Source organism: Paenibacillus sp. FSL R5-0908, assembly GCF_038006245.1.
Taxonomy (GTDB): domain Bacteria; phylum Bacillota; class Bacilli; order Paenibacillales; family Paenibacillaceae; genus Paenibacillus_AQ; species Paenibacillus_AQ odorifer.
This window is the reverse complement of record NZ_JBBOUV010000001.1, coordinates 6375286-6399828: the sequence shown is the minus strand read 5'-3', so window position 1 is coordinate 6399828 and position 24543 is coordinate 6375286. Positions and strand designations below refer to the sequence as shown.

Annotated in this window: 23 protein-coding genes; 19 read left to right on the top strand and 4 right to left on the bottom strand. The window is 43.4% G+C overall.

Translation table 11 applies throughout. The features are described 5' to 3' along the window. Positions 1–31 precede the first annotated feature (31 nt). The 5 genes from MKZ09_RS28895 (at position 32) to MKZ09_RS28875 (ending at position 5164) form a co-directional block, all read left to right on the top strand. Positions 32–988, top strand: coding sequence for a nucleoside hydrolase (locus tag MKZ09_RS28895; RefSeq protein ID WP_076206884.1), 957 nt, complete (start codon positions 32–34; stop codon positions 986–988). Between the two features lie 3 nt (positions 989–991). Further along, the gene (locus MKZ09_RS28890) at positions 992–2389 is read left to right on the top strand and encodes an ADP-ribosylglycohydrolase family protein (RefSeq protein WP_076206887.1); all 1398 of its coding nucleotides are present in this window, start codon (positions 992–994) and stop codon (positions 2387–2389) included. 485 nt (positions 2390–2874) lie between these two features. Then, a complete protein-coding gene (locus tag MKZ09_RS28885) occupies positions 2875–3636 on the top strand; it encodes a methionine ABC transporter ATP-binding protein (RefSeq protein ID WP_081394346.1) in 762 nt (253 codons plus the stop codon). Next, the gene (locus tag MKZ09_RS28880; RefSeq protein ID WP_036685560.1) at positions 3629–4291 is read left to right on the top strand and encodes a methionine ABC transporter permease; all 663 of its coding nucleotides are present in this window, start codon (positions 3629–3631) and stop codon (positions 4289–4291) included. The genes MKZ09_RS28885 and MKZ09_RS28880 overlap by 8 nt, the downstream gene beginning before the upstream one ends. Positions 4292–4333: 42 nt before the next feature. Then, positions 4334–5164, top strand: coding sequence for a MetQ/NlpA family ABC transporter substrate-binding protein (locus tag MKZ09_RS28875; protein ID WP_036685556.1), 831 nt, complete (start codon positions 4334–4336; stop codon positions 5162–5164). Between the two features lie 88 nt (positions 5165–5252). Here the strand turns inward: MKZ09_RS28875 and MKZ09_RS28870 are convergent, their stop codons facing one another. The 4 genes from MKZ09_RS28870 to MKZ09_RS28855 form a co-directional block, all read right to left on the bottom strand. Next, entirely contained in the window at positions 5253–7787 is a 2535-nt protein-coding gene (locus tag MKZ09_RS28870) for an ABC transporter permease (protein WP_076206890.1), read from the bottom strand. Continuing rightward, complete coding sequence (locus tag MKZ09_RS28865) at positions 7784–8482, bottom strand: ABC transporter ATP-binding protein (protein WP_036685550.1); 699 nt, start codon at positions 8480–8482, stop codon at positions 7784–7786. The genes MKZ09_RS28870 and MKZ09_RS28865 overlap by 4 nt, the downstream gene beginning before the upstream one ends. Positions 8483–8584: 102 nt before the next feature. Next, positions 8585–9622, bottom strand: coding sequence for a sensor histidine kinase (locus MKZ09_RS28860; RefSeq protein ID WP_076134104.1), 1038 nt, complete (start codon positions 9620–9622; stop codon positions 8585–8587). Next, positions 9619–10302: a response regulator transcription factor gene (locus tag MKZ09_RS28855; RefSeq protein ID WP_076104862.1), complete on the bottom strand. Its 684-nt coding sequence runs from the start codon at positions 10300–10302 to the stop codon at positions 9619–9621. Before MKZ09_RS28855 ends, MKZ09_RS28860 begins: the two co-directional genes overlap by 4 nt. A 347-nt stretch (positions 10303–10649) precedes the next feature. Here MKZ09_RS28855 and MKZ09_RS28850 point away from each other — a divergent pair, with 347 nt between their 5' ends. From MKZ09_RS28850 to zwf, 14 genes are all read left to right on the top strand, one after another. After that, positions 10650–11315: an ABC transporter ATP-binding protein gene (locus MKZ09_RS28850; RefSeq protein ID WP_076206893.1), complete on the top strand. Its 666-nt coding sequence runs from the start codon at positions 10650–10652 to the stop codon at positions 11313–11315. 11 nt (positions 11316–11326) lie between these two features. Then, the gene (locus MKZ09_RS28845; protein WP_076206896.1) at positions 11327–11701 is read left to right on the top strand and encodes a hypothetical protein; all 375 of its coding nucleotides are present in this window, start codon (positions 11327–11329) and stop codon (positions 11699–11701) included. Next, positions 11682–12773, top strand: a complete 1092-nt coding sequence (locus tag MKZ09_RS28840) for an ABC transporter permease (protein ID WP_076206899.1) — start codon at positions 11682–11684, stop codon at positions 12771–12773. Before MKZ09_RS28845 ends, MKZ09_RS28840 begins: the two co-directional genes overlap by 20 nt. 24 nt (positions 12774–12797) lie before the next feature. After that, entirely contained in the window at positions 12798–13697 is a 900-nt protein-coding gene (locus MKZ09_RS28835; RefSeq protein ID WP_076206902.1) for an ABC transporter permease, read from the top strand. Between the two features lie 22 nt (positions 13698–13719). Next, entirely contained in the window at positions 13720–16233 is a 2514-nt protein-coding gene (locus MKZ09_RS28830; RefSeq protein ID WP_076206903.1) for an ABC transporter permease, read from the top strand. Between the two features lie 270 nt (positions 16234–16503). After that, on the top strand, positions 16504–16809 hold the full coding sequence (locus MKZ09_RS28825; protein ID WP_036685544.1) for a LiaF transmembrane domain-containing protein: 306 nt from the start codon (positions 16504–16506) through the stop codon (positions 16807–16809). A gap of 44 nt (positions 16810–16853) precedes the next feature. Then, positions 16854–17531, top strand: coding sequence for a PspA/IM30 family protein (locus tag MKZ09_RS28820; RefSeq protein WP_036685541.1), 678 nt, complete (start codon positions 16854–16856; stop codon positions 17529–17531). A 4-nt stretch (positions 17532–17535) separates the two neighbouring features. Next, positions 17536–18003: a PspC domain-containing protein gene (locus tag MKZ09_RS28815; RefSeq protein ID WP_036685653.1), complete on the top strand. Its 468-nt coding sequence runs from the start codon at positions 17536–17538 to the stop codon at positions 18001–18003. 3 nt (positions 18004–18006) lie between these two features. Then, on the top strand, positions 18007–18711 hold the full coding sequence (locus MKZ09_RS28810; protein ID WP_036685540.1) for a PspA/IM30 family protein: 705 nt from the start codon (positions 18007–18009) through the stop codon (positions 18709–18711). A 197-nt stretch (positions 18712–18908) separates the two neighbouring features. Beyond that, positions 18909–19556: a cell wall-active antibiotics response protein LiaF gene (gene liaF, locus MKZ09_RS28805; RefSeq protein WP_036685537.1), complete on the top strand. Its 648-nt coding sequence runs from the start codon at positions 18909–18911 to the stop codon at positions 19554–19556. A 31-nt stretch (positions 19557–19587) separates the two neighbouring features. Beyond that, positions 19588–20622 (top strand): sensor histidine kinase, encoded by a 1035-nt coding sequence (locus MKZ09_RS28800; RefSeq protein WP_038573283.1) that lies wholly within the window; start codon positions 19588–19590, stop codon positions 20620–20622. Between the two features lie 18 nt (positions 20623–20640). Continuing rightward, positions 20641–21294, top strand: a complete 654-nt coding sequence (locus MKZ09_RS28795; protein WP_036685532.1) for a response regulator — start codon at positions 20641–20643, stop codon at positions 21292–21294. A 192-nt stretch (positions 21295–21486) separates the two neighbouring features. Next, positions 21487–22302 (top strand): YwmB family TATA-box binding protein, encoded by an 816-nt coding sequence (locus MKZ09_RS28790; protein WP_076206906.1) that lies wholly within the window; start codon positions 21487–21489, stop codon positions 22300–22302. 205 nt (positions 22303–22507) lie between these two features. Continuing rightward, positions 22508–24058 carry a glucose-6-phosphate dehydrogenase gene (gene zwf / locus MKZ09_RS28785; protein WP_036685526.1) on the top strand — a complete coding sequence of 517 codons (1551 nt, stop codon included), beginning with the start codon at positions 22508–22510 and terminating at the stop codon, positions 24056–24058. Positions 24059–24543: the final 485 nt, after the last annotated feature.

Here is a 24543-nt window from a genome sequence, read left to right as displayed (position 1 = left end):
TGATTGATACACAGACAAGGAGTGAGTAACTATGCCAACACCTATTATTATTGACTGCGATCCAGGGCATGATGACGCAATAGCGATACTGCTTGCCATAGCAAATTCGGAGAAGTTAGATCTGCGCGGGATTACAACGGTTGGTGGAAACCAAATTTTAGATAAAATCACGGATAACGCCCTGAAGGTGATCAGCTTCGTGAATGCTGACATTCCTGTAGCTAAGGGGGCTGCTGGCCCACTGTTCGGCAAGCTTGTTACAGGTGAGGAAGCGCATGGTGAATCGGGCATGGATGGGCCGCTTTTGCCCCCAAGTAAATTCCGCCCTGTAGAGCAGGGTGCTGTGGAGTTTATGCTGGATATCATTCGTTCTTCAGAGGAGAAGATTACGCTTGTGCCGATGGCTCCTTTAACAAATATTGCACTGCTAATCACGGCTTATCCAGAGATTAAAGACAGAATTGAAAAAATCTCACTGATGGGCGGAGGTATCTCTTATGGGAATGTCACCTCTACTGCGGAGTTTAATATCTATGTAGATCCTGAAGCAGCCCGTATTGTGTTTGAGTCGGGGATTCCGATCACAATGAGTGGTCTGGATGTGACCGATAAGGCTGCTATTTTTGAAGATGAGATTCTAGCATTGAAAGAGCGGGGACCAGTGTCTACAATGGTCGGAGAATTGCTGGATTTCTATTCGATTTACGGTAAAAAAATGGGCTATGTCGGTAGTGCGCTGCATGATCCATGTGCTGTTGCCTGGCTGCTGCATCCGGAACTATTTGAATTTGAGCATCTATATGTAACGGTGGAGACAGAAGGCAAGCTGACGCGGGGAATGACAGTTGCAGACAGACGGAAGAAGACGGATCGTCCAGCGAATGTGCAAGTATTGGTGGGAGTTGACCGGGAAGCATTTATGAAGCTGATCTTTGATTCACTGGAAAAGCTTGATCAAGAGCTGCTGCTAGCGGCTGAAGGGAAGTAGCCTATGGCAGGATGGGAGAGACTTCAAGAGACCGTGCAGTTTGAAATTGCTCAGCGTGGAGAAGAAGGTTGCGAGATTGATGTGTTCGCGGATAAGCTAGCGGCTGCTGGTGCCGATGAGCTCAAGCTGATGCAGGTATACAATGAGCTAATGGAGCTTACGATCAGTGAGGATTTTCCGTATCAAGAGCCATCCTCTCTGGAGGAGATTCGTCAACTACGTCCAGAAGGCCCACGTAAGCTTGAGGCGGACTGGAGCGAGGCGGAATGGAGAGATAAGTTCTATGGAGCTTGGCTCGGTAGAAGTGTCGGCTGCGCACTCGGGAAACCGCTGGAGTATTGGGACTATCTCTATGGGAAAGATGGCCGTCCGGGCTGGGAGAATATTGAACTATGGTTTCAGGGTGCGGACGCCTGGCCTATTACTGGCTACACACCTGGGCATTCACGGGCTGAGGTTGAATATGGACTTGGCTTAAGTGAATGGACACATGCGAGTACCCGCGAGACGATCAAGTATATGGAAAGCGATGACGATATTCGCTACACGGTTCTGGGCCTTATGCTGCTGGAACAGAAAGGTCTGAACTGGGATTCTTGGGATATCGGAAAGCTGTGGCATACACATTTAACATATAGTCAGGTGTGCACGGCGGAGACACAGTCATATATGAATTTTGCGCAGGAGACCTCTCATCTGCATGGCGAGAAGCCTGCGGATTGGCTGGTGCGGCAGGAAAGAGTGCGGATGCACTTAAATCCTTACCGCGAGTGGATTGGTGCCGCTATACGCGCAGATGGACTGGCTTATGGTGCTGCAGGTTATCCTGAGCTTGCGGCAGAATTAGGCTGGCGTGATGCTTCATTTTCACATGTGAAAAATGGCATCTACGGTGAGATGTTTAATGCGGCGATGATATCGGCAGCTTTTGCAGAGAAGGATAATGAACGGATCCTAGAGATTGGCCTTAGCGAGATTCCGCGTACCAGTCGTCTGGCCAGTGATGTTTTGCGGGGGATAGATATTGCGCAGAAGGCTAAAAGTGAGCGGGAGTTGGTTCGTAACATTTGGGATACTTTTAGCCACTATGATGCGGTCCATACAAATAATAATGCTGCTCTTGTAGCTGCGTCGCTTGTTTATGGCGGGAATGATTTTGAAAAAACAGTCGTCACTTCCGTATACGGTGGAATGGATACAGACTGTAACGGGGCAACTGTGGGCTCAATTATGGGAGCGAAGCTTGGAGCAAGTAAGTTGCCGGCTTCATGGATTGAACCGCTTCACGATACGTTATATGCGGATCTGCCCGGATTTCATCCGATTGCGATTTCGAAATGTGCGGAACGCAGCTACCAAGTGTTCTTGAAGATTCGCAGAGAGCTTGGCGAGAAGGCATAAAAGATTTAGCGAGTATGGGACTCGATAGATCATTGATTCAGGGATTACTATATGAATTATGGGGTGTCTTAAGCTATTGGCTTAGACATCCTTTTTTGCGTACAGCAGGTCTTAAAATCACACTCCAACGAACCAAATGTAGCTTTAACTGCATTTCATACACTTAAAAAAACCAAATATGGCTATATTAACAGTGGAGCGTTTAGTGGTGGGGCAATAGGAGAATCATGATTTCAAGAGGGAAGGATTACCTTTGCTAACCCTTTTTATTTTGTTAATAAATGTGTAAAAAGAGCCCGGTATAAAGGGTTTTTAGGTTTTTATCAAACTTCCTGGTATATCATTTAAATAAAAATGATGACACAGCAGAAGAAATGTCTTATTATTTAAGGAGATTTTTAATAAAACAGATTTTAGAAAATTGTAATACAATGTCTCACTTCATGGAGGTTCATTATATAAGGGAAAGGAAGGGGGAGCTTCTAATACTGTCGTTGAGTCGGGTAAGTAAAGGGTTCAAGCTTAAGGAAGGCATCTATCAGGCTGTGGATGAGGTATCGCTGGAGGTACAGCAGGGATCCATTCACGGGATCATTGGTGAGAGTGGTGCGGGGAAATCTACGCTGCTGCGACTGATGAATCTTCTGGAACAGCCGGATCAGGGAACGGTTACTGTAGATGGCCACAACCTGACCGAAATGCCAAGTAAAGCACTGCGTAAAGCAAGGCAAAAGATTGGAATGATCTTTCAACAATTCAATCTTGTTTATAACGTCACAGTAGAGCGGAATGTTTCGATCCCGCTGGAGCTGGCAGATGTCCCAAAGCATGAACGAATGAAACGTGTGAAGGAGTGTCTGGATTTTGTTGGACTGGCAGATAAGGCAAAACAATATCCGGCACAGCTCAGCGGGGGACAACGTCAGCGTGTTGCGATTGCCCGCGCGCTAGCGAACAGTCCGGGAATATTGCTATGTGACGAGCCAACGTCCTCTCTGGACCCAGGAACCACTACTGATATCTTGAACGTGCTGAAGCATGTGAATTCAAGTCTTGGAGTAACGGTTGTGATTGTTACGCATGAGATGGATGTTGTCAAAAGCATATGTACTCATGTATCGGTGATGGAAAAAGGGCGCATTGTAGATTCATTCTCTCGTGAAGACGGTGAATTCCGTCCAGCAGCAGCCAGCACCGGGACATACCGCGATCAGATTCTTGGTAGAGCGGGGGAAGGTCATGTTTGACAGTGTACTTCAATATCAGGCACAGATGTGGGATTCGATCGGTGAAACCTTTGTGATGGTTGGTATTTCTGTTGGAGCGGCAGTGCTGCTGGGGCTTCCGCTGGGCACCTTGTTGTTTTTTTTCCGAAAAGGGCAGCTTTATGAGAATACAACGTTGTCTCTGGTGCTCAACAGTATCGTTAATATTATCCGCTCGTTTCCGTTTCTGCTGCTGGTCGTTGCGCTAATTCCAGTCACTCGTTTCCTGGTCGGGACCGCCATTGGGACGATTGCAGCAGCGGTTCCATTATCTATAATCGCTATTGCCTATTATGCTCGGTTAGTGGAGCAGTCGTTGCTGGAGGTTCCTAAAGGGGTCATTGAAGCAGCATTATCGATGGGAGCCTCGAAGCTGGGCTTGATCTTTAAATTTCTGTACGTGGAAGCTCGTTCGGGTCTAGTCCTTGGACTTACTACTTCTACAATTAGTTTTATCTCCTTCTCGACCGTGATGGGAGTTGTTGGTGGGGGAGGGGTTGGTGATTTCGCTATCCGTTATGGTTATCAGCGTTTTGAGACGGAAGTGATGATTTATGCCATTCTTGTGATGATTGTATTGGTCCAATTGGTTCAGTTCACCGGGGGGACTATCGCAAGGCTGTTGGATAAGCGTTAATACAAAATAGTTCAATATATAAACTGGGGGTTAGTAGTACTAATGAAAAAATCAATGATACTTGTGCTTACATTAATGGTATTGGTCGTAGCGGGTTGTGGCTCTAATAAAGCAGCCGAGAATAATGCTGCAAAAGGTAGTAATGATGAGTTAACCAAATTAAAGATCGCTACACTGATCCCACCTATGACAGAAATTCTGGATATTGTGAAGCCGCTCCTTAAGGAAGATGGCATTGATCTGGAGATCGTTGTTCTCTCTGACAATGTGCAGCCTAATGAGGCTTTAGCTAATAAAGAGGTAGACGCTAACTTTTTCCAACACGTTCCTTATATGAAGCAATATAATGAAAGCAAAGGCTCTAATCTGGTAGAGGTACAGCCTGTCTATGACGCTATTTATGGCGGATACTCCAAACGTTACAAGACTATAGCTGATCTTCCTGAAGGGGCTACGCTTGTAATGGCTAATGATCCATCTAACATCGGTCGTTCATTGCAAATGTTCGCTGCAGCTGATCTTATTAAGCTAAAAGAAGGCGTAGGCATTCAAGCCACACAAGCAGACATTACTGAGAATCCAAAAAAATTCAAGTTTGAAGAAGTCGATCTCCTAATGCTGGCCCGTATGCTTGATGATGGCGATTTAGTAGCCATGACTCCGGCTTATGCGAGCCCACTAGGATTGACACCGAAGAAAGATGCGCTGATTACGGAAGGCGAAGATTCCGAATTCACAATTACTTTGGTGGCACGTGAAGACAACAAGGATTCTGACGCCATTCAAAAGCTGGCTAAACGGATCAGCGGTCCTGAAGTGAAGAAGTTCCTTGAGGATAATTACGCGGATATTGCGTTGCCTGCGTTTAAATAAGCTGAATATGGATCTATAAAAAAGGGCAGCCCGGCGATATTTACCGGGCTGCCCTTTTTGTAATAGGACTATTTAGGTGTGTCTTACATTACTCGGCTTCTCTCAGCCGTTCCACTATGGATGCTTGGGATAACGTTTTATAGGCTCTCAGTGTCACTGTGTAAGCGAGAATTAACAAAATAGGAACGGTGAGGATAAACGGCAGCCAACTCATCTGAAATACCATAAAGGCCATATTTTCCGTGATGCTTTTGGAAAGGTTATAGGTCAGCAATACACCTAATGTTGAGGTTATGAGGACGGTTAGCAAAACGGTGTATAATCCTTCAAGGATCAGCATACGTTTTAGCTGCTTTTTGGTCATGCCAATACTCTCCAGCATGGCAAATTCATTGCGGCGTGAGACTACCCCGGTGAGTACAGTGTTGATATAATTCAGCACCCCGATTAGAGCAATGACCAGGCTAAGCCCATACCCCACGGTTTGAAAAATGCGAATGAATCCACCGAGCTCATCTTTATAATCCTCCCTGGATTTCAAGGATAATTCATTTGTCGAATCTGTTAGAGCCTTGGCTGCTTGTTCTACTAAATCCATTTTAGCTGGATCGACATGTAGTGTGGCTGAAACAATATTGGCTGGATCTGTACCTTGCGGCATTTCCTTCTGCAGCTCCGAAGCAGGGAGGAAGACGTTGTACCCTAACAAAGAGAAAGATTTTGTTGTGGCAGCATATACTGCATCATTTTTTACTACTGCCATCACTTCATAAGATTTACCCGACTTCTCGAAAGTGACTGTATCTCCAGGATGATAATAGGCGCGGTAGCTATCTTCTTCTATAAACATGGCCTCAGCTATGACCGCATATTTTCCTGAAGCAAACTTCTGCCTGTTAAACTCCCCTTCAATAATATCCTTGTCCACAAGATCAAACCAGCCCGGATCTAATCCATATAAATTATTGTAGATCACCCCCCTCTTATCTAAAGTGGAGAGAAGATAGGGATGTGGATCAGCAGCTGCCATTGGCTCCAAAATAGCCCGGACAGCATCATCGACAGGAGATGGAACATATCTGTGGTAAACCTTATCAACACTTTCTACACCGTCAATTTTACTTAGATTGTTGGCGAAATCCTCTGAAAGCTTGTATGGATCACCGTCTCGAGGCCCTGTAATACTGACTAACACTTCATTCTGAACCAAAAAATCACCGGAGATAAAGGAAGTCAGATATTTGTTCACATCCAGTGAGGAAATTACTGTGAAAATGGTACTGAACAAGATGATACTCAAGGAGAGTGAAGAGAGCATCAGGATCATCTTCTTTTTGCTTCTGAACAGGTTGGAGAACGCCATGTTGTGAAGTTTTGCGCCATGTTTTGATTTTTTGGCGTTCCGTTTTCCGCCGCTGCTGACTCCGGCAAATTTTACAGCCTCTACCGGCGAGGTTCGCGAAGCCATCCGGCCCGGTTTACTTGCGGCGATCCATACGGTCATAAACGAGAATGCTGCTGCACCAATAAATATCCACGGGCTAGCAGAATAGACATTATCAGTAGAACCGTTTAAAAATGAGGAGGTCATAGGGAGAATCAGCAGACCTAGCAGATATCCCAACCCCAATCCAAAAGGCAATGCGACGAGATAAAGTGAGCGAGCCTGAATGGAGATGATCTTTTTTAGTTGTCGGGGTGTGGTACCGATGGTCTTTAGCAGGCCATAAAATTTGACATCCCGCACGACGGAAATAAAAAAGATATTGTAGATTAGTAAATAGCCGCTCAGCATGGTGATAAGAATGACAACTGCATAAGGAATGATATTCATTAGATTATCGGAGAGAGACACACTTGTATAAGCCGGATTGACACCATAAGGTACATCCAGGCCGGTGTCCGTCAAAATCTTTTGTACCTTCTTTTCAATATTATAAGAATTGTTAAACATCATCCCTAGACCTGCGGTGTTTACATAAGAACCCGTTGCCTCAGAGATATCCGGGTCAATATGGGAAATGTTCTTCTGTGTAAATGCTTCGGATACAAAAGCTAATCCTGACATCGCCAAATTTTGATCGGTTTCGTAATACCCGGAGAGCTTAAAGTCTTGGCTTATGACTTTTTCACCAATGTCTATATCCAGCTTCACAGTCTGGCCTAACTCATGTTTTGCTCCAAGCAAGTCAAGCGCCCAAGTATTTAGGACGATTTCATTCTCTTGGGAGGGCAGTCCGCCAGCTATAAAGTTGATAAATCCGTGTTTGGCATAATTCTCGTCAATTCGAAGGACCTCTACCCGGTTATTCTTGAACAGACTGGTGCTTATATCGCCAACCTTAAGAAAAACGCCATACTCTTTGATGGATGGGTGATTCTTCAGCTTCTCCAACTCGGCAGGATTCAGATATTTGAAGCTTCCATGATAATCGCTGCCAGTAGTCTGCATTTGTGCGCGTTGCATCGATTTGTTAATACTGAGCGCCAAGGTAAACACGGTGGTGATCAAAAGCGTAGTCAGTACGATGGCACAGATGATAGTGAAATTGCGAGCACGGTTGGCTTTGAGGCTTTTTTTGGCTAAAGTAGCAATAGTCTTATGGTTATTCGTGCTGATCATGGCTGGCTCACTCCGGAGCTACGGGGTTGTCCAGTGAAAATGATGCCATCTTCAATACGGATAATACGGTCAGCAGTTTGAGCGATTTGTTCATTGTGTGTGATCATCACAATGGTTTGGTTGAATTTTTCGCTCATCTGTTTAAGTAAAATCAGCACTTCTTGGCTTGTTTTGCTGTCCAGATTACCTGTAGGTTCATCTGCTAAGATGATTGAAGGTTTGGTCGCCAATGCTCTGGCTATTGCCACCCGTTGCTGCTGTCCGCCAGACAGATTAGAAGGTAGAGTATTCATCTTTTCCTGCAAGCCTAAAGTGCGGATGATCAGATCAAGATAAGTTTCGTCAACTTTGCCACCGTCCAGCTCAATGGGCAGCACAATATTCTCCCGCACATTTAGTATGGGTACCAAATTGTAGTTCTGAAAAACAAACCCCACCGATCTGCGCCGAAAAATGGTCAGCTTCTCATCACTCATCGCAAAAATATCGTTCCCGTCCACGTAAACCTTGCCCTCTGTTGCCCGATCTAATCCGCCAAGCATATGGAGAAGGGTACTTTTGCCGCTGCCGCTAGTGCCGACAATGGCGACAAACTCCCCTTTTTCCACTGACAGTGATATGCCGTCCAAAGCCTTAACGCTTGAGCCCACCTTTCCATAGTGTTTTTTTAAATTTTCAGTCTGTAGAATCGGCATAACTCTTCCCCTCCAATGAGATCTGTTTGTCCATAATTTAAGGGTAGCAAATCAATCTGACAGGAGAGTGTCTGAATTCTGACCATAATGACACATTCTATTTCAGCGCTGGGGCAGGTAAACAGAGAAAGTTGTACCTTTTCCAGTTTCAGAAATGACGTTGATATGGCCGCCTTGCGCCGTGATAATCTCTCTGGACAAAAACAACCCGATGCCGACCCCCTCGAATTCACGCGCTTGCTTCCCTCGGTAAAACCGCTTAAAGATGTGAGGGATTTCTTCGCTGGGGATTCCAAGCCCAGTATCGGTAAGGTGAATACAGGTGAACATCTCATTGCTTTCAGCAAGAACGGAGATTTGTCCGCTATGCGGCGTGTACTTCACAGCATTCTCGAGCAGGTTGAATAGCGCTTCACTTGTCCATTTGACATCGTGGCAGGCTAAGATGTGTGTCCCGCAGTCAATATTGATCGTAATTTGTTTGTTTTCCGCTTGTGCATAAATCTGGGATAAAGCCTGCGTCAGAGTTTGTATGAGCGGTTTCGCCTCAATCTGCTGTAGGGAGATCATTCCTGTTTCCAAACGTGATAATTTGATTAGAGACTGGATCAGCCAATCCAACTTATCTGACTGCGCTTTAATATGCTGTATGTAGTGCCGGACATTCTCATTTAGTCCGGGCATCTCTTCCAGCAACTGACTGAATACCATGATATTAGAGAGGGGGGTCTTGGTTTGATGGGAGATATCCGAGATCAGCTCTTTTATTTTGTTTTTCTCTGTTTGAATATTTCGCTCATTCGCCTTAGCCATCCCTATATACCGCTTTAGTTTATGTTCCATCGAAGATAGAGCGGTTTCTTCATAGTTAGTGAGTGGCGGCTGGTCATGTATTGCCCGCTCAATCGCTGTATCCAAGGTCTGTATATAGTTTGCGATCTGGCGGTTCCATAACCAGACCCATACGGCTCCTGTTGCTAATAGACAGATGATGAATAGAGAAGTCAGTTGGAGCAGAGTGGGGTCGAACCCGTACAGAAACATTATACGGCCGATAAAACAGGCCACTAGTATAAGGATGATCAGTAAAAAGAGCCTATGAATGTGCTTGAAATTAGCAGGTGGGCTATTGGTTTTCATGGTTTTTGCCCTTCAGTCCACATGTATCCAAGTCCGTAAATGGTCTTGATATATTTAGGCGCTGCCGGGTCATCCTCAAGTTTAGCACGCAGCCGTTTGATGGCTACTGTCAATGCGTTTTCATCCACAAATTCGGCATCCTTGCTCCAGATCTTATCTATCAGCTGTTCTCGGGTCAAAATATTGCCCGTATTCGTCACCAGCAGCCGCAGCAGTTTTTGCTCAGTTTTGCTCAGCTGGAGCGATTGTTTATTTTTGCTGTACTCCAGTTTCTCAAAATCGAGTTCTAACGGACCCAATGTTATTTTTCCAGTCCCTAGCGATTCCGTTCTTCTGAGCACTGCCATTACTCTGGCGCGAAGCACCATTAGGCTGAATGGTTTGGTGATATAGTCATCGCCCCCCAATGCAAAACCGGTGATAATGTCGGACTCCATATCATTGGCGGTGAGGAAAATAATGGGTACGCGTGAGGTCTTGCGTAGTTGCTCGCAATAATCCAGCCCACTGCCGTCTGGCAGATTGATGTCCAGAATGATGAGATCAATAGGGTTAACTGCGAAGATATGCTCCGCCGCGGCAATATCGTAGGCTTGATGGATTACAACATTGTTTTGAGAAAGAGTGAGAGCGATCCCTTTATTTAAACTACGGTCGTCCTCAACGATCAGTATGTTCATAGTAATTCTCCTTTGTTTCTTATTTGATCATTATACATTCTCGGGATTTATTCGAAAGCGAGATTTATATTTAGTAGGCACTTGAAAGTGAATTTTTCTTTATAATCTTTAAAAATGTTTTATTTTATATTAAATGTAATTTCCTAGAACAAATAGTTAGTATAGTCCTCAAAAAAACATTGTAAACGAATTTTTTTATATAAAATAGTAAATTATTGGAATAAAGTGGAGCTTAGAAAAAATGTCGAAGTATACACTATTTATTCTAGTTATGGGTATTGCAAGAAATTTCACGACGGTATGACACATGAAGAATCAGATATTCTAAAGAAATAGAGGGGTTGTGCATGAGTATATTAAAAGCTAACGACTTGAGAAAGTATTACGGTAGTGAACCTAACCCTGTCAAAGCGTTGGATGGCATAACAATGAGTGTGGAGCAAGGTGAATTTGTGGCTATCGTTGGGACTTCCGGCAGCGGTAAGTCTACGCTACTGCATATGCTCGGGGGCCTTGATAATCCTACCTCTGGCACCGTAGAAGTGAATGGGAAAGAACTGTCAAAGATGAACAGTGATCAGCTTACGATTTTTAGACGTAAAAATATCGGGTTCATTTTTCAAAATTATAATCTAATGCCGATACTTAATGTCTACGAGAATATCGTTTTGCCGATTGAACTTGATGGAAACAAGGTGGATAAGGAGTATGTGGACAACATTGTAAGGATGTTAGGACTGAAGGAGAAGCTGAATAATTTACCCAACAATTTGTCTGGGGGCCAACAACAGCGTGTAGCAATTGCAAGGGCTTTAGCGATGAAGCCCGCTATTATCCTTGCCGATGAGCCCACTGGAAATTTGGATAGTCAAACAAGTGAAGAGGTAATCAAGCTGCTGGAAATGACTAGTCACCAACCAAATCAAACAATCATTATGATTACACATAACAACGAAATTTCCTTGCGTGCTGATCGGATTCTCCGTATGGAGGATGGGGAAATCGTGGATTAGAGAGGGAAAAAATGTATAGAGATCATTCTTCATCCGTCATCCGAAAATTATTTCAGAGATACTATAAGGCAAACAAAACCAGAAATATTATATTGGCATGCGCCATCATTCTTACGACCATTCTGATTACAGCAGCTTGCAGCACATTTTACAGTTACCTGAAATTATCTAAACATCAAGAAATGAAAGAAACCGGGACAAGTGCTAATGTTATTTTGAGTCGTCCTACACAGAATCAATTAGATTTATTAAGTAAAATCGATATTTTAAAGCCTGAAATGAATATTCAAACCAAAATGGGATCACTTGTCAATAATAAGGGACAGGCTGGGATACTCAAAGCCGCGGACTGGAATGGAGGTTTCATTGTCTGTTGCTATCAGTGATATTTCAAAAAACGGCGACGCAGAGGTTCAGATCCTTCCCTTTACTCTGTCTGGATTCTATGAGGACACGGCAAATATCAATTCTGAAAACAATCGAATTGTTTTTTTTTCAGAAACATTTTTAAGAGAACATCCGCAGGAAGTGCCGAATCTTGTAGGGTTATTATTTAAAGATACCAGACATTATCACGATAAAATCGAGCAGATTCGAGCCTCCATTGATTTGGATGGAAATCAGCAGTTAATTCCTTCATATGACGGTAAATTGAATATGAATGTCAAGGATTCACTGGTTGCAGTAATAATGGTTTTGTTTTTTATGTTTGATGGATACCTTATTATTTTCAACGTTGCGTATATCTCTATTACTCGAGACGTACGATTTTATGGGCTGCTGAAAATGCTGGGAATGACTAGTGCGCAAATCAAGCAAATTGTCTATTACAGTGTTGCTAAAGTAGCCTTTTTTGCCCTGCCTGCGGGGGTGTTGTTGGGATGGGGGCTTTCATTTTACGTAGTGCCGCTTGCCTTATCTTCGTATGAGGGTTTCTCATCCATAGATAGGCAAGTCAACTTATGGGTGTTGCTCTTGGCCCTATTTTTCTCAGCGTTAACTCTATTTTTAAGCTATAGAGCACCTGCAAAGAAGGCAGGGAGAATTTCTCCGATTGAAGCGTCGAAACATACTGATACACAATCCGGAAAACAAAAATCAAGAGGTAGACATGGCGCGAAAATACCGTATATGTCGTTAAAAAATATACTCCGTAGTAAAAAAAGATTGCTTTTCGTTGTGTTAACGCTCTTCTTAGGCAGCATTGCGCTTGTCGTGCTTTCCACATTTCTAAAATCCTTCAGTGCCGAGGAATACATCAATGCAGAGGTTAAATACGACATTGCTATGTATAACCAAATGACCAGAGCCAGTTTTAATCCAACAGAGGAGCAGCACTTTACTACTGAGTTATTGTCGCAAATTTCCGCAATAAACGGGATCCGTGAACTCGAACGAACGACGGTAGTATCTATTTTCCAGCATTATTCAGATAGTACTCATGGTGAGTGGCTGTGAAATTACAATAAATTTCGTGCAGGTGTGAATGAGGAACTCAGAGATAAAAAACATTATGAGGAAGATCCTAAAACCAACTTTTGGGGTTTATTGATCGGCATTGATGATAAAAAACTGGAGGAGTATAACCGTACTGCTAAGAACCCGATTAATGTAAGCGAATTTTCCAAAGGGAAGATAGCATTGGTAACTGATATTAATGGGAATGGCATTCCAATAGGTGCACAGATACCCTTTACGGTAATTGACAACAACAAGAGCTATAAGGTGAAAATTGGCGGTCAAATGACGTTTGAACGTGATGCTATGAATAGTGGTGTTGCTCCATGGCTAATTGTGTCAAATAATGTTATCCACAAATATCATTCTGATGCTGTGATTTACTCTATTAAGATTAATGCGCAAAAAGGAAAAGAACAGGATGTGTTGAACGAGGTCAAACTCCTTACAAGCGGAGACAGCAGCATTTCACGCACCTCAAAAATTGAACAAGCAAAAGCGTTTGCTGACTTAAAGCAGTCTTTTTCCAATCTTTCAATTGTTATCATTATCATTTTAAGCAGCATCGGTGTTTTGAATTTTATTAACACTATATTAGTAAGCATTGTATCCAGAAAACAGGAGTTTGCTGTTCTAGCGTCTATTGGCGCGACGAAGAAGCAAATTAAATGGCTGATCACCTTTGAAGGAATCTGGTTTGCTCTAATTGCTTTTGTTCTTACATTAACAGTGGGTAGTGGCATTAGTTATTTGATCTTTAATGTATTGCATGAATATATAGGCTATGGAGTGTTTAGATATCCGGTTACCTCTTTAATCATATATTCGGGGGTTGTCTTGTTGATCTGTTCAATAATTCCTGGTTTGTTGTACAAATTTATTTCCCGTTCAAATGTTATTGAACAGCTAAGACAAGCAGAATAATAATGCAAGGGAGGTGGGAACTTTGAAATACAATAGTGGAAAAACTGTGAAAAAGTTGGCAAAGCGCTCTCTTAAATCTAGCAAAAATTATTTTGCTATTCTGGCAATAGCCTTGGCTGCGATTATGTTCACCAGTGTATTTACTATTGCAGGGAGTTTGTTAGAGTCAATGAAAGACAACAAGATGAGAATCGTGGGGAGCAATGCTCATGGTGGATTTCATCAAATGTCTATGCCTGAGTATAAAAGGGTCTCTTCAGATTCAAAGATTAAGGATATCTCCTATTCGGTTCTTATCGGTGATGCACAGGGGGCTGCCTTTTCTAAGTTACCTACAGAAGTGAGGTATGGTGAGGAAAAGTATGCAAAATGGGCGTATAGCTTACCACAGCTTAGAAACATGCCACAGCAAAAGAAAGACATAAGTGTAAGCACCTTGGTATTGGATGCGCTGGGTCTTCCCCATACATTAGGTCAATCCATTTCGGTAACCTTCAAAACAGATAAAAAAACAATCACAGATACCTTTACCGTTTGTGGAATTTGGGATGGAAATCCGCTCTCTTGGCGTCAAAATATTTGGCTTTCTCGTGAATATGCAGATTTAGTAGCTCCTGTGGCAAGTGAACCTTGGAACAACCGTTCCAAGGTGTACTCAGGCTATATCAATAGTCAATTTTGGTTTTCGAATACGTGGGATATTGAAACGAAATCTGAACAACTTGCCAGCAGAAGTGATTTTAATGGTCAAATAACTGTTAACGCTTCTTATGATATTCTAGGATCTGAACCTCAAAATATACTTCTAGGTTTCCTTGTAATCTCCGTGATTTCCTTAGCTGGATATTTGTTAATCTACAATATATTCTATATTTCAATTGCACAAGAAATTAAATCGTATGGTTTATTAAAAGTCATTGGGACAACTTCAAAACAAATCAAAAGAATGGTTCGTTATAAGGCAATATATCTTGCTTGTATCGGTATTCCTTTTGGACTAGTGATAGGTTGGACAATCGGTCGTTTTCTTGTTCCGGCTATTATCGATATTTTTGGTGAAGATATGCGCGTCGTAACAAGTGTACATCCGCTTATTTTTGCTATTGCCGCTATATTCAGTCTCTGCACAGTGTTATTTAGTTGCTTAGGGCCAGCAAAGGTTGCATCCGGGGTTTCTCCAATAGAAGCTCTAAGTTATGTTGAAGGAAAACAGACGGGAGAACTAAGAAGAAAAAAGAAAAAAGCTCATCCAATAACATCCGTTCGTCTAGCAATGGCTAATTTAAAGAGGAACCCCCGAAAAGTGATCATCGTCACGCTTTCTTTTACACTTAGTTTAGTTATTCTTAATAGTACTTATGGTCTTGTGCATTCTTTTGATTTTAATAAGTTCATTGAGTTTCAGTCTGTTTCGGACTTTACGGTTGCTGATACTTCGATCATAAATAATTCGCCTCCATTTGATACTTCCGGTGTAAGCAATGAGTTCATAAAACAAGTAGAGTCATTGGCCGGGCTTGAAGATAGCGGCAATGTTTATGTACTCCCTTTAACACAAAATTTAAGTGATCAGGCAATGTCTGCGCTGAAAAGAGAAGTCGGCTTAATGAATGAAAAGGACCAAGAGGAATTTCTGAGTTCTCAGGAGATGGTGAAACGGAGATCATTAGTGAATACATTTGGTTTTAGTGAGTGGCCGGCACAGATGATTCAAGTAAAGGAAGGAGCTTTGGATCAAAAACGCTGGGAGAACGGAGAGGGAATCTACGTTACTAACTGTAAGAAATTTCTAGATGGTACAAGCAGCATTTATCATCCGGGAGATAAAGTTAAAGTTAGTTTTGGAAACGGAAAGGAAAAGGAATATGAAGTGCTTGCCATTGTTGATTTTCCGGGAGCTATTCACTCAGTGGCATATTATGATATAGGATTAGAGTATTTGTTGCCGTCGGATGAACTGCTTGCCCATGCAGATTCCATGCTGCCAATGTATACAATCTTTAATGTAGATGATGAACATTTAACTCAGACAGAAAAATGGCTGGAGGACTATTGTTTACATACGGATACCGGATTGGATTTCTATTCGAAGAATACTTCTAGAGAAACCTTTCGTAGTTTAATCTTTATGTATGAGGTGGTAGGAGGTGCATTTTGTATTCTGCTAGGTGTTATTGGGATTCTGAATTTCATAAATTCCATGCAAACTTCTATTTTAACCAGAAAACGAGAAATTGCCATGCTGCAATCAATAGCCATGACGGACAAGCAGGTAAAAGAAATGCTTATCTTTGAGGGGGTTGGGTATGCCTTGCTAGGGCTGATGTTTTCGATTGTGCTAGGAAGCTTGGCAAATACTACCCTAGTACCCGCAATGGGAGCAGAACTTGATTATTTTACTTGGACTTTTACATTAACCCCTATTTTACTTAGTATAATCCCCTTTATGCTGGTCTCTATTGTAGTACCCGTTTTGTGTTACCACAGCATATCTAAGAAGACTATTATTGAAAGATTACGGAGCGAGGTTTTTTGATAAAGAGCCACATAGTTAACCCTAAAGGAAAGTTCAAAAGGGCATCACCTAAATAGGGTGGTGTCCTTTCAATTTTTGATGGGTAGCATTCCCATTTATATGTGCAAAGGTTGGTTATGACCTACAACTAGCCCAACAGTGGTCTGTAGTCGTACAGCTACCTCGACTAAGGTCCAGTACGAAAAACCGTCGTTGGTCTGTTTTGAAAGTCTGCGATTTACCCTAGAATAAGGCTATAAGGTTAAGGACAACGAAAGGCGGTGAGAAAAAATGCAAAGAAGACAAGGAAACGGATTAGCGGTTGTACTGATTGTGATTGGTGCGGTTATGCTGCTCGGCATTGCGCTTCCTCTGATCCACGGAATGTTCAGATTACTTTTCCCGGTATTGCTGGTTGTTCTCGGGTACTACGGGATTAAGAGCGGACGCAAGATTATCGGTTGGGTGCTGATGTTCATTGGTGTGATGTCCCTGATCGCGAAGCTTTCCTGGATCATTGGACCACTTCTAGGAGTGGCGTTGATCGTCTGGGGCGTATCAGCATTAAAGGGCAGAAGTAACAATGGTACTTATTAAGAAGCAATGTACTTAAACAAGAAGCAGGGAGGGAGCAGGAGATCATGAGTGTTTTTCGTCGCATGAGGGATATTACTGTAGCTAATCTAAACGAACGTCTGGAGCAAAGCCAAGATCCCGTGAAACTAATTGATCAATTTCTACATTCAACCCGTGAGGAAATCAGTGAAGCTGAAAGGCTGTACCAGCAATATGCTTCCCACACGAAGCAATTGCAGCAGCAAGTGAACCAAGCAACTGCTATGAGAAACAAACGTGAAGAGCAGGCGTTGTTGGCACTGAAAGCAGGCGAGGATCATCTCGCGAAGCTGGCTTTACAAGAAAAGATCATTCACGAGGAAAAACTGGAGCAATATAGCGGGCTGTTAGAACAGAGCAAGCAATCCTTGTTTGAACTTGAAGCACAGCTGAATGAGCTGAAAATAGAGTATCAAACGGTGTACAGCAAACGTCAGTATTATTCGGCACGAATGGAGTCGCTGCGATTGCAGCAACGGATGAATCAAAGAGCCAGTGCTTATGGCAATGGTGGTGATGTTCCCAAAATGTTCGGTCGTCTGGAAGATCAGATGTCGGATTGGGAATTAGAAGCAAAGAGTTTGCGTGATTTGCGGCGCATGGGACAGGAATATGCGGTGCAAGCGGGTGAGACCGTAGCGACCGTACTCGAAAGAGAAATGGCTCGCCTAAAGGAGAAACTGAACAATGGTGGAAAGGAGTAACGCTATGAGTCGATTGTATCGTTCAACTAGAGATAAAGTGATGACGGGTCTTGCAGGTGGATTATCTGAGACGCTCGGTATTGATTCCACGTTATTCCGGATTCTATTACTGGTCAGCATTCCGTTCACAGGTGGTGCGGTGATTCCGGTATACTTCATTGCAGCAATGGTCATTCCTAAGGAACCGACGCATTATAATCCTTTTGGACCAGGGCCTGGGGCACCGGGTGGCCCATACGGCGGACCCTACTCAGGTAGACCGGAACATGGACACGGACCACAAGCTACTGGCGGATATGGACCTTATGGACGCCAGCCAAATTACAATCCTAATTTTGAGAAGAACAACGCTTATTCCGCACCGGACTCCGGTTTGGATGCGATGATGAAGGATATTGAGAAGAAGGCTTTGCAAAAAGAAGTAGAAGAACTCAAACAAAAACTGTCTAAATATGAGAAAGGGGAATTGTAAATCATGGGAGTATTTCAAAGAATTAAAGATATGACTAAAGCGTCGGTAAATGACTTGTTGGATAAGGTAGAGGATCCAATCGTAATGCTTAACCAATATCTGCGCGATATGGAGGCTGAGATTCACGAAGCGGAAGTAACAGTTGCTAAACAAATGGCTAACGAACGCCGTATGAAGCAACGTGTGGAAGAAGCAGCAAAAATGTCTGCACAACGTGGATCACAAGCTGAACTGGCACTGAAAAATGGCCAAGAAGAAGTAACTCGCAAGCTGTTGGAAGAAAAAATCTACTTTGACCAAAAGCAAGTGGAATACAGTGATCTTCACGCACAAGCTGAAGTACACGCTAAGGAATTGGTGCAACAACTGCATGACATGAAGGATGAGTTCTACAAGCTGCGCAACAAACGTAACGAGCTTGTATCCCGTGCTCAAATGGCTAAGGCTAAAAAACAAATGTCGCAAATCAGCAGCGTACATTCCATTGAAAGTGGCAGTGCATCACTCGGATTCCACCGGATGGAAGAGAAAATTATGCAGCTTGAGGCTGAAGCAGATGTAATGCGTGCACCTTACAGCCCATCCGCTGCTTATAGCAAACCCGTTGATGTTGAGAAGCAACTGAAAGTGGATGAGCAATTGGCGCTACTGAAAAACAAGCTGAATGATACACCTGCGGCTCCTTCTCTAAACAAAAAAGAACAATAAATCCTGTTCCTAAAACTTGGACGGATATGATATGCTGGACAAGAAGAAGCCATACGGTATGGATCTCCATACCGATATGGCTTTTATAGCGGCTAGCTATAATATTTAACGGTGATAATATTCCTCATCATAGTGACGGATATCTAACCAATAGTATAAAATGAGTTTTGCTTCGCAAAACGTTTAGGAGGTGCGAAATGGATAAACGAAACCGTTTGATTGCCATCGGACTGATTGCTGTTGGCTGCATGATGATTTTTGGTAGATGGCTCGGCTTTTTCTCCATTGTCGCGCTTCTGTTCCTGCTGCTGGGAGTCTACCGTACGACATCAGGCAAAGTAAAGCAGGGCTATAAACTGCTCGGGATAGGTGCTGTATTGCTTTTGCTGGACCATTTGGTGCTCGTGCTGGGGATTTGCTTAATCTCACTTGGGATGTTTTTTACCAAATCCAAAAGAGTTCAGCGCAAGGAAGGGTTTATGCAGAAGCAGAACTTTTCATCCAGATTTGACTGGGACCGCTCACCTTGGGTGATGCACAGCCTTAGCTCTTGGCATGTACTGGGTGAGGCCGATGTGGATCTTTCATTAGCTATGGCGGATCATAAGGAAACGGTCATGCTGTTTCAAGGGATTTTTGGCGATATGGACATTAACCTGTCCGATGATTACGGCGTGGAAATTGAAGCTTTTGTGCTCTTTGGGTCCATTGAATTCGGCAACCAGCGGGATACAGGAATGTTAAACCGTCTGAATTGGAAATCAGCCAATTATGACAGCAGTGAGTACAAAGTGAAATTTAGTGTTTCTTATTTAATGGGAGATCTAGATGTACGATTATCCTGATAAGCTTGATAGAGAAGGGAGAGTCCCCCGTATGGAAAAAAAGAACAAAAACATGATATCACGCAGCATGGGTGAGGGGGCTCTGTTCTCTTTTGTCATGCTGCTTGTGATAATGTATGTCATGTATACATATGGCTATTTGAAGCCTTTTGAAAGCTGGAAATTTGGCGTGCGGACAGCCGTCACCCTAATTCTTCTGCCTATGGGCTTTGGGATTGGTTATGGCTTTTATCAGAGCTTTCGTGTGAAGCGGCAGTTGGAACGTCTTAGGCAGACCCTCGTATTATGGGAAAAGGGAAATTTGACGCTGTCCATGCCGGATCTAGGTGATGATGAGCTGGGAAGGCTCGGAGAACAGCTTGGCCGGATTAGCGGCAAATGGGAGAATCAAGTGACGACGCTGCAGCGGTTGTCCACGAATAACGCGAAGCTTGCGGAGCAGGCGCGGGTATCTGCTATTATGGAGGAACGGCAGCGGCTTGCGCGTGAACTGCACGACGCTGTTTCCCAGCAGCTATTTGCAATCTCCATGACTGCCACGGCGGTAGGCCGGACGTTGGAGAAGGATTTCGATAAAGCCCAGCGGCAAATTGCGCTTATAGAAGAAATGTCTGCCGTAGCCCAATCGGAGATGAGGGCATTGCTGCTGCATTTGAGACCTGTTTATTTGGAAGGAAAGGGCCTCGAACAAGGTCTGCAGGAATTGATCAAGGAGCTTAAGGTCAAGGTACCGATCGAAATTGTATTTGAGATGGACCCTGATGTGCAGCTGTTAAAAGGGGTAGAGAATCACTTGTTTCGTATCGTCCAAGAGGCGATTTCTAATACACTTCGTCATGCGAAAGCAGAAAAAATGGAAATTCGGCTGCATAGACGGGGAGATACAGTTCGCTTGACGTTGCGTGATGATGGGATCGGCTTTGAGATGGACGACACCAAACAAGCTTCCTATGGTTTGTCGAACATGCAGGAGCGGATTAATGAAATCGGAGGCTCCATTCAGTTCATTACCGCTCCGGGTAAAGGGATGCGTATTGAAATTACCGTTCCGTTAGTCAATGAATAATAGGAGGAAAGAGTAACCATGGAGATGGAGGAAGCAATTAAAGTACTACTCGTAGATGATCATGAAATGGTACGGATCGGGCTAGCAGCAGTTTTAGGTACCGAGGATGGAATTGAGGTCGTAGGTGAAGCTGGAAGTGGAGAAGAAGGCATTCGGCTGGCTCAAGAGTACAATCCCGATGTGGTCTTAATGGATCTCGTAATGGATGGGATGGATGGCATAGAAACGACTAAACAGCTGATGAAGCAATACCCAGAGATCAAAGTTATTGTTCTTACAAGCTATTTGGACGATGAAAAGATGTATCCCGTTATTGAAGCGGGCGCCTTTAGTTATCTGCTGAAGACTTCGCGGGCTAGTGAAGTGGCGGATGCGATCCGCGCTGCGGCAAGAGGACAGTCCGTGCTTGAGTCACAGGTGGCCTCTAAAATGATGAACCGTTTTCGAAACAATGCAAAAGGAGAATCACCTGCTTATAAAGAGCTTACGGAGCGCGAGATGGAAGTATTACGTCTGTTGGCGCAAGGTAAATCCAATCAGGATATTGCCGATCAACTAATTATTGGAATCAAAACTGTGAAATTTCATGTGACGAATATTCTCGCGAAGCTGGGCGTGGAAGACCGGACCCAAGCAGCAATTTATGCATATAAAAATGGACTAGCTGAATAACAACAAAGGACTGAAGCCTCTGCTTCAGTCTTTTTTTATAATATAAGAAAGTAGTTTTGGGGCCTCCGCAAAGTATCTGAGTACGCATTGAAGCAAATCCCTCTCTTTGTGGGAATATTTCAGGTATAGAATCTCCTAATTCGAACATACTGTCTAGTAGATTGCTAGAGAGGTTCGAAGGGAGAATGACATATGCGGAAGATGAAGCTGAACAACGGAACAAAAAAAGGGACTTTTTTAATAATGATAATCGTGTGCTGCGCTGTGGCTCTGCTAGTTAATCTGCAAAGTGTTAAAGCGAATTCAACCGTTCTTGATGAGGGCGTTAACCAAGCTTCAATAGGAGCCGAACTGAACCATGCTCTTGTGAGTTTAATAGATCTCGGAAAAGAAACAACCGTTTCTGATTCACCGCTGCGTTTAGTGTTAAAGTGGCAGGGAGAAAGCAGCAATTACGCGGATCTGTCTGCCGAAGTTGCTAAGTTAAGTACAAGTCTCGGATTGAATGTACCGTCAGGTACTGAGGAAGATGGACATATGACTTATCGTACAGAAGCTGCCAAACCATATGAATCGCGGCTTTCCTTATTTTGGAATGAGCTTAGTGCAGGAAACAGTTATGTGATTGTAACGTTAGATACGGCTGATCTGCAAAATGAAGCTGGCTTTCAAGCGGCTGCTCGTGAAGTAAGTATGATTCTTGAACAGCATAAAATTAAGGCCGAATGGAATGTATCCCTTCAAGGAAGCGCGCAAGAACAGGGAGCACCTGAAAAAGTTCTAGCACAGACGGAGTCATTGATGCATGACCGGTTTGAAGCTGTGACCGGAGGAGAAAGCTACAAGGATATCTCAACGGTTAGCCGTACGTATTCGATTCCTAATTTGAAGCGCTCTGTGATGAGTGGAAATCAGTCAGTTTCTGCCCAAATCGCAGTACATCATGAAGATCAAAAGGGGACAAACCGCGTAACGATAGGCTTTCCTTTAATAACCATCGAATATTGACATTTTTCTCTTATATAAGCGCAGATATAGTTAATAATAAGAAATATTAATTGAAATTTGCGAAATCCCGAGAGTATTTGTCAGGAATGTGATAGCATCCTTTTTAGGAATATGCTAAAATGACATAACGTCGTTATTCACCTTATGTTAGTATCGACGCTGAGCATGTCAATAAACTATATTACATACAGAAAGATGAGGAGCCATGGCTGAAAATCAAACCCTTGATGCACTGCACACACCCGGTGCTGTCTTTTTTATCTTTGGGGCAACCGGAGACTTAGCCCGGCGTAAGCTTTTCCCGGCGATTTACAGCTTGTACCGTGAAGGTAAGCTGGCACAAGATTTTGCGGTAATTGGCGTGGCGCGGCGCCCGCGTACTCAGGAAGAATTTAGAAGTGATGTGAAGGAATCCATCCTTGAATTCTGCCGTTACAAAGCGGGAGAAGAAAGTGAATGGAATGAGTTTGTACAGCATTTCGAATACAAATCTCTGGACATTAACAATATTGATGGTTTCCGCGAGTTAAGAGCACAAACTGAAGTTCTTGAAGAGAAATTCAGTATTCCGGGCAATCGGATGTTCTATCTTGCGCTGGCGCCTGAATTGTTCGGCAGTGTCTCCTTCAATCTTAAAGCTGGCGGGATGCTGGATAGTACGGGTTGGAATCGCCTCGTAATTGAGAAGCCTTTTGGCTATAATCTGGAGTCGGCTGAACAGCTGAACGAACAGATTCGTCAGGTCTTCAAAGAAGAGGAAATTTACCGGATTGACCACTATCTTGGTAAAGAAATGGTACAGAATATCGAAGTGATTCGTTTTGCTAATGCTTTTTTCGAACCGCTCTGGAATAATAAACATATTGCCAATATTCAAATTACACTTGGCGAAACCGTAGGTGTAGAAGAACGCGGTGGTTACTATGACCATGCGGGAGCCTTACGGGACATGGGCCAGAATCATATACTGCAACTGCTGACTATGATTGCTATGGAACCACCAAGCCGTCTGCTCGCAGAAGATATTCGTGATGAGAAAGTGAAGGTACTTCGTTCCCTTCGTCCTTATGCGACATCTGATGAGGTGCGTGAGAATGTCGTAAGAGCTCAATATATTCAAGGCCTACACCAAGGCAAAACCCTTCCTGCTTACCGTCAGGAAGATAAGGTTGACCCTGAGTCGAATACAGAGACGTATTTTGCTGCCCGTGTATTTGTAGATAACTTCCGCTGGGCTGGAGTTCCTTTCTACATCCGTACAGGTAAACGTCTCCCGGTGAAGACGACGGAAGTGGTAGTTGAGTTCAAAGGGATGCCAACCAACGTTTATTTGGGACAAAAGCATAAACTTGAGCCTAACCTCCTTGTAATCCGTGTGAACCCAATGGAAGGCATTTACGTAAAGATTAATGCCAAGAAGCCGGGTTCAGAGTCTGAGATTCAACCGCTGGCTATGGACTTCTGTCAGAGCTGCCTGGTTGGAATCAATTCTCCGGAAGCATATGAGCGCTTGCTACATGATGCCGCACGCGGCGATTCAACTTATTTCACTCGTTGGGATGAGGTATCCTCGGCATGGTCATTCGTGGATCGTATTGCGAAAGCGTGGAGCGAAGAGTCTAGCGACTTATCTTCTTATCCTGCCGGCTCTTGGGGTCCAGTGGAAGCAGATGAACTGCTTGCTAAAGAAGGTTTCCATTGGTGGCCTGTAAACGGCCAAGATGAAGATAATGTGGTTTGGCTGAAGAATAACTAAACCTTGAGTTAATGCTATCTCCCTGCAGAGGATGCAGGGGGATTTTTTGTAATGCTAAGATCTAAAAGATTGGACTTCAGACGGTGTTTGGGGGATCTGGGCACGTTTCTAATAACTGCACTTTGTACAATTAAAATCGCTTATCTCGTTGTGATTAGTCTTTTAGATGTATTTTCTGCAACTATAATCACCGGATAAGGCGGAAAAGCGTGCACAACTTATTTTTAATTGCATCAAATGCAACTAAAGGCTAATGAAAATGCTAATACTTCAAGTAAGTGTAGGAAATACATCTATTTTCTTGAACGATGATATGTGGGGATCATAATCCAGACCATTCGGGAGATATTTTGCGGCACGCGCTTTTTAGTAGATAATGTCTGCCGGATTTTGATATACTTTAGAGGATGCTTTCACTTGAAGCGGACTGGAGCTAGACCTAAGAGCTATTCATTCAGAAATGAAGGGGTATGAACAATGAGCAG

Coding starts and splice junctions, on each gene's coding strand:
- MKZ09_RS28895 (WP_076206884.1), top strand. CDS start 32: ATGCCAACACCTATTATTATTGACTGCGATCCAGGGCATGATGACGCA.
- MKZ09_RS28890 (WP_076206887.1), top strand. CDS start 992: ATGGCAGGATGGGAGAGACTTCAAGAGACCGTGCAGTTTGAAATTGCT.
- MKZ09_RS28880 (WP_036685560.1), top strand. CDS start 3,629: ATGTTTGACAGTGTACTTCAATATCAGGCACAGATGTGGGATTCGATC.
- MKZ09_RS28875 (WP_036685556.1), top strand. CDS start 4,334: ATGAAAAAATCAATGATACTTGTGCTTACATTAATGGTATTGGTCGTA.
- MKZ09_RS28870 (WP_076206890.1), bottom strand. CDS start 7,787: ATGATCAGCACGAATAACCATAAGACTATTGCTACTTTAGCCAAAAAA.
- MKZ09_RS28865 (WP_036685550.1), bottom strand. CDS start 8,482: ATGCCGATTCTACAGACTGAAAATTTAAAAAAACACTATGGAAAGGTG.
- MKZ09_RS28860 (WP_076134104.1), bottom strand. CDS start 9,622: ATGAAAACCAATAGCCCACCTGCTAATTTCAAGCACATTCATAGGCTC.
- MKZ09_RS28855 (WP_076104862.1), bottom strand. CDS start 10,302: ATGAACATACTGATCGTTGAGGACGACCGTAGTTTAAATAAAGGGATC.
- MKZ09_RS28850 (WP_076206893.1), top strand. CDS start 10,650: ATGAGTATATTAAAAGCTAACGACTTGAGAAAGTATTACGGTAGTGAA.
- MKZ09_RS28845 (WP_076206896.1), top strand. CDS start 11,327: ATGTATAGAGATCATTCTTCATCCGTCATCCGAAAATTATTTCAGAGA.
- MKZ09_RS28825 (WP_036685544.1), top strand. CDS start 16,504: ATGCAAAGAAGACAAGGAAACGGATTAGCGGTTGTACTGATTGTGATT.
- MKZ09_RS28820 (WP_036685541.1), top strand. CDS start 16,854: ATGAGTGTTTTTCGTCGCATGAGGGATATTACTGTAGCTAATCTAAAC.
- MKZ09_RS28815 (WP_036685653.1), top strand. CDS start 17,536: ATGAGTCGATTGTATCGTTCAACTAGAGATAAAGTGATGACGGGTCTT.
- MKZ09_RS28810 (WP_036685540.1), top strand. CDS start 18,007: ATGGGAGTATTTCAAAGAATTAAAGATATGACTAAAGCGTCGGTAAAT.
- liaF (WP_036685537.1), top strand. CDS start 18,909: ATGGATAAACGAAACCGTTTGATTGCCATCGGACTGATTGCTGTTGGC.
- MKZ09_RS28800 (WP_038573283.1), top strand. CDS start 19,588: ATGGAAAAAAAGAACAAAAACATGATATCACGCAGCATGGGTGAGGGG.
- MKZ09_RS28795 (WP_036685532.1), top strand. CDS start 20,641: ATGGAGATGGAGGAAGCAATTAAAGTACTACTCGTAGATGATCATGAA.
- MKZ09_RS28790 (WP_076206906.1), top strand. CDS start 21,487: ATGCGGAAGATGAAGCTGAACAACGGAACAAAAAAAGGGACTTTTTTA.
- zwf (WP_036685526.1), top strand. CDS start 22,508: ATGGCTGAAAATCAAACCCTTGATGCACTGCACACACCCGGTGCTGTC.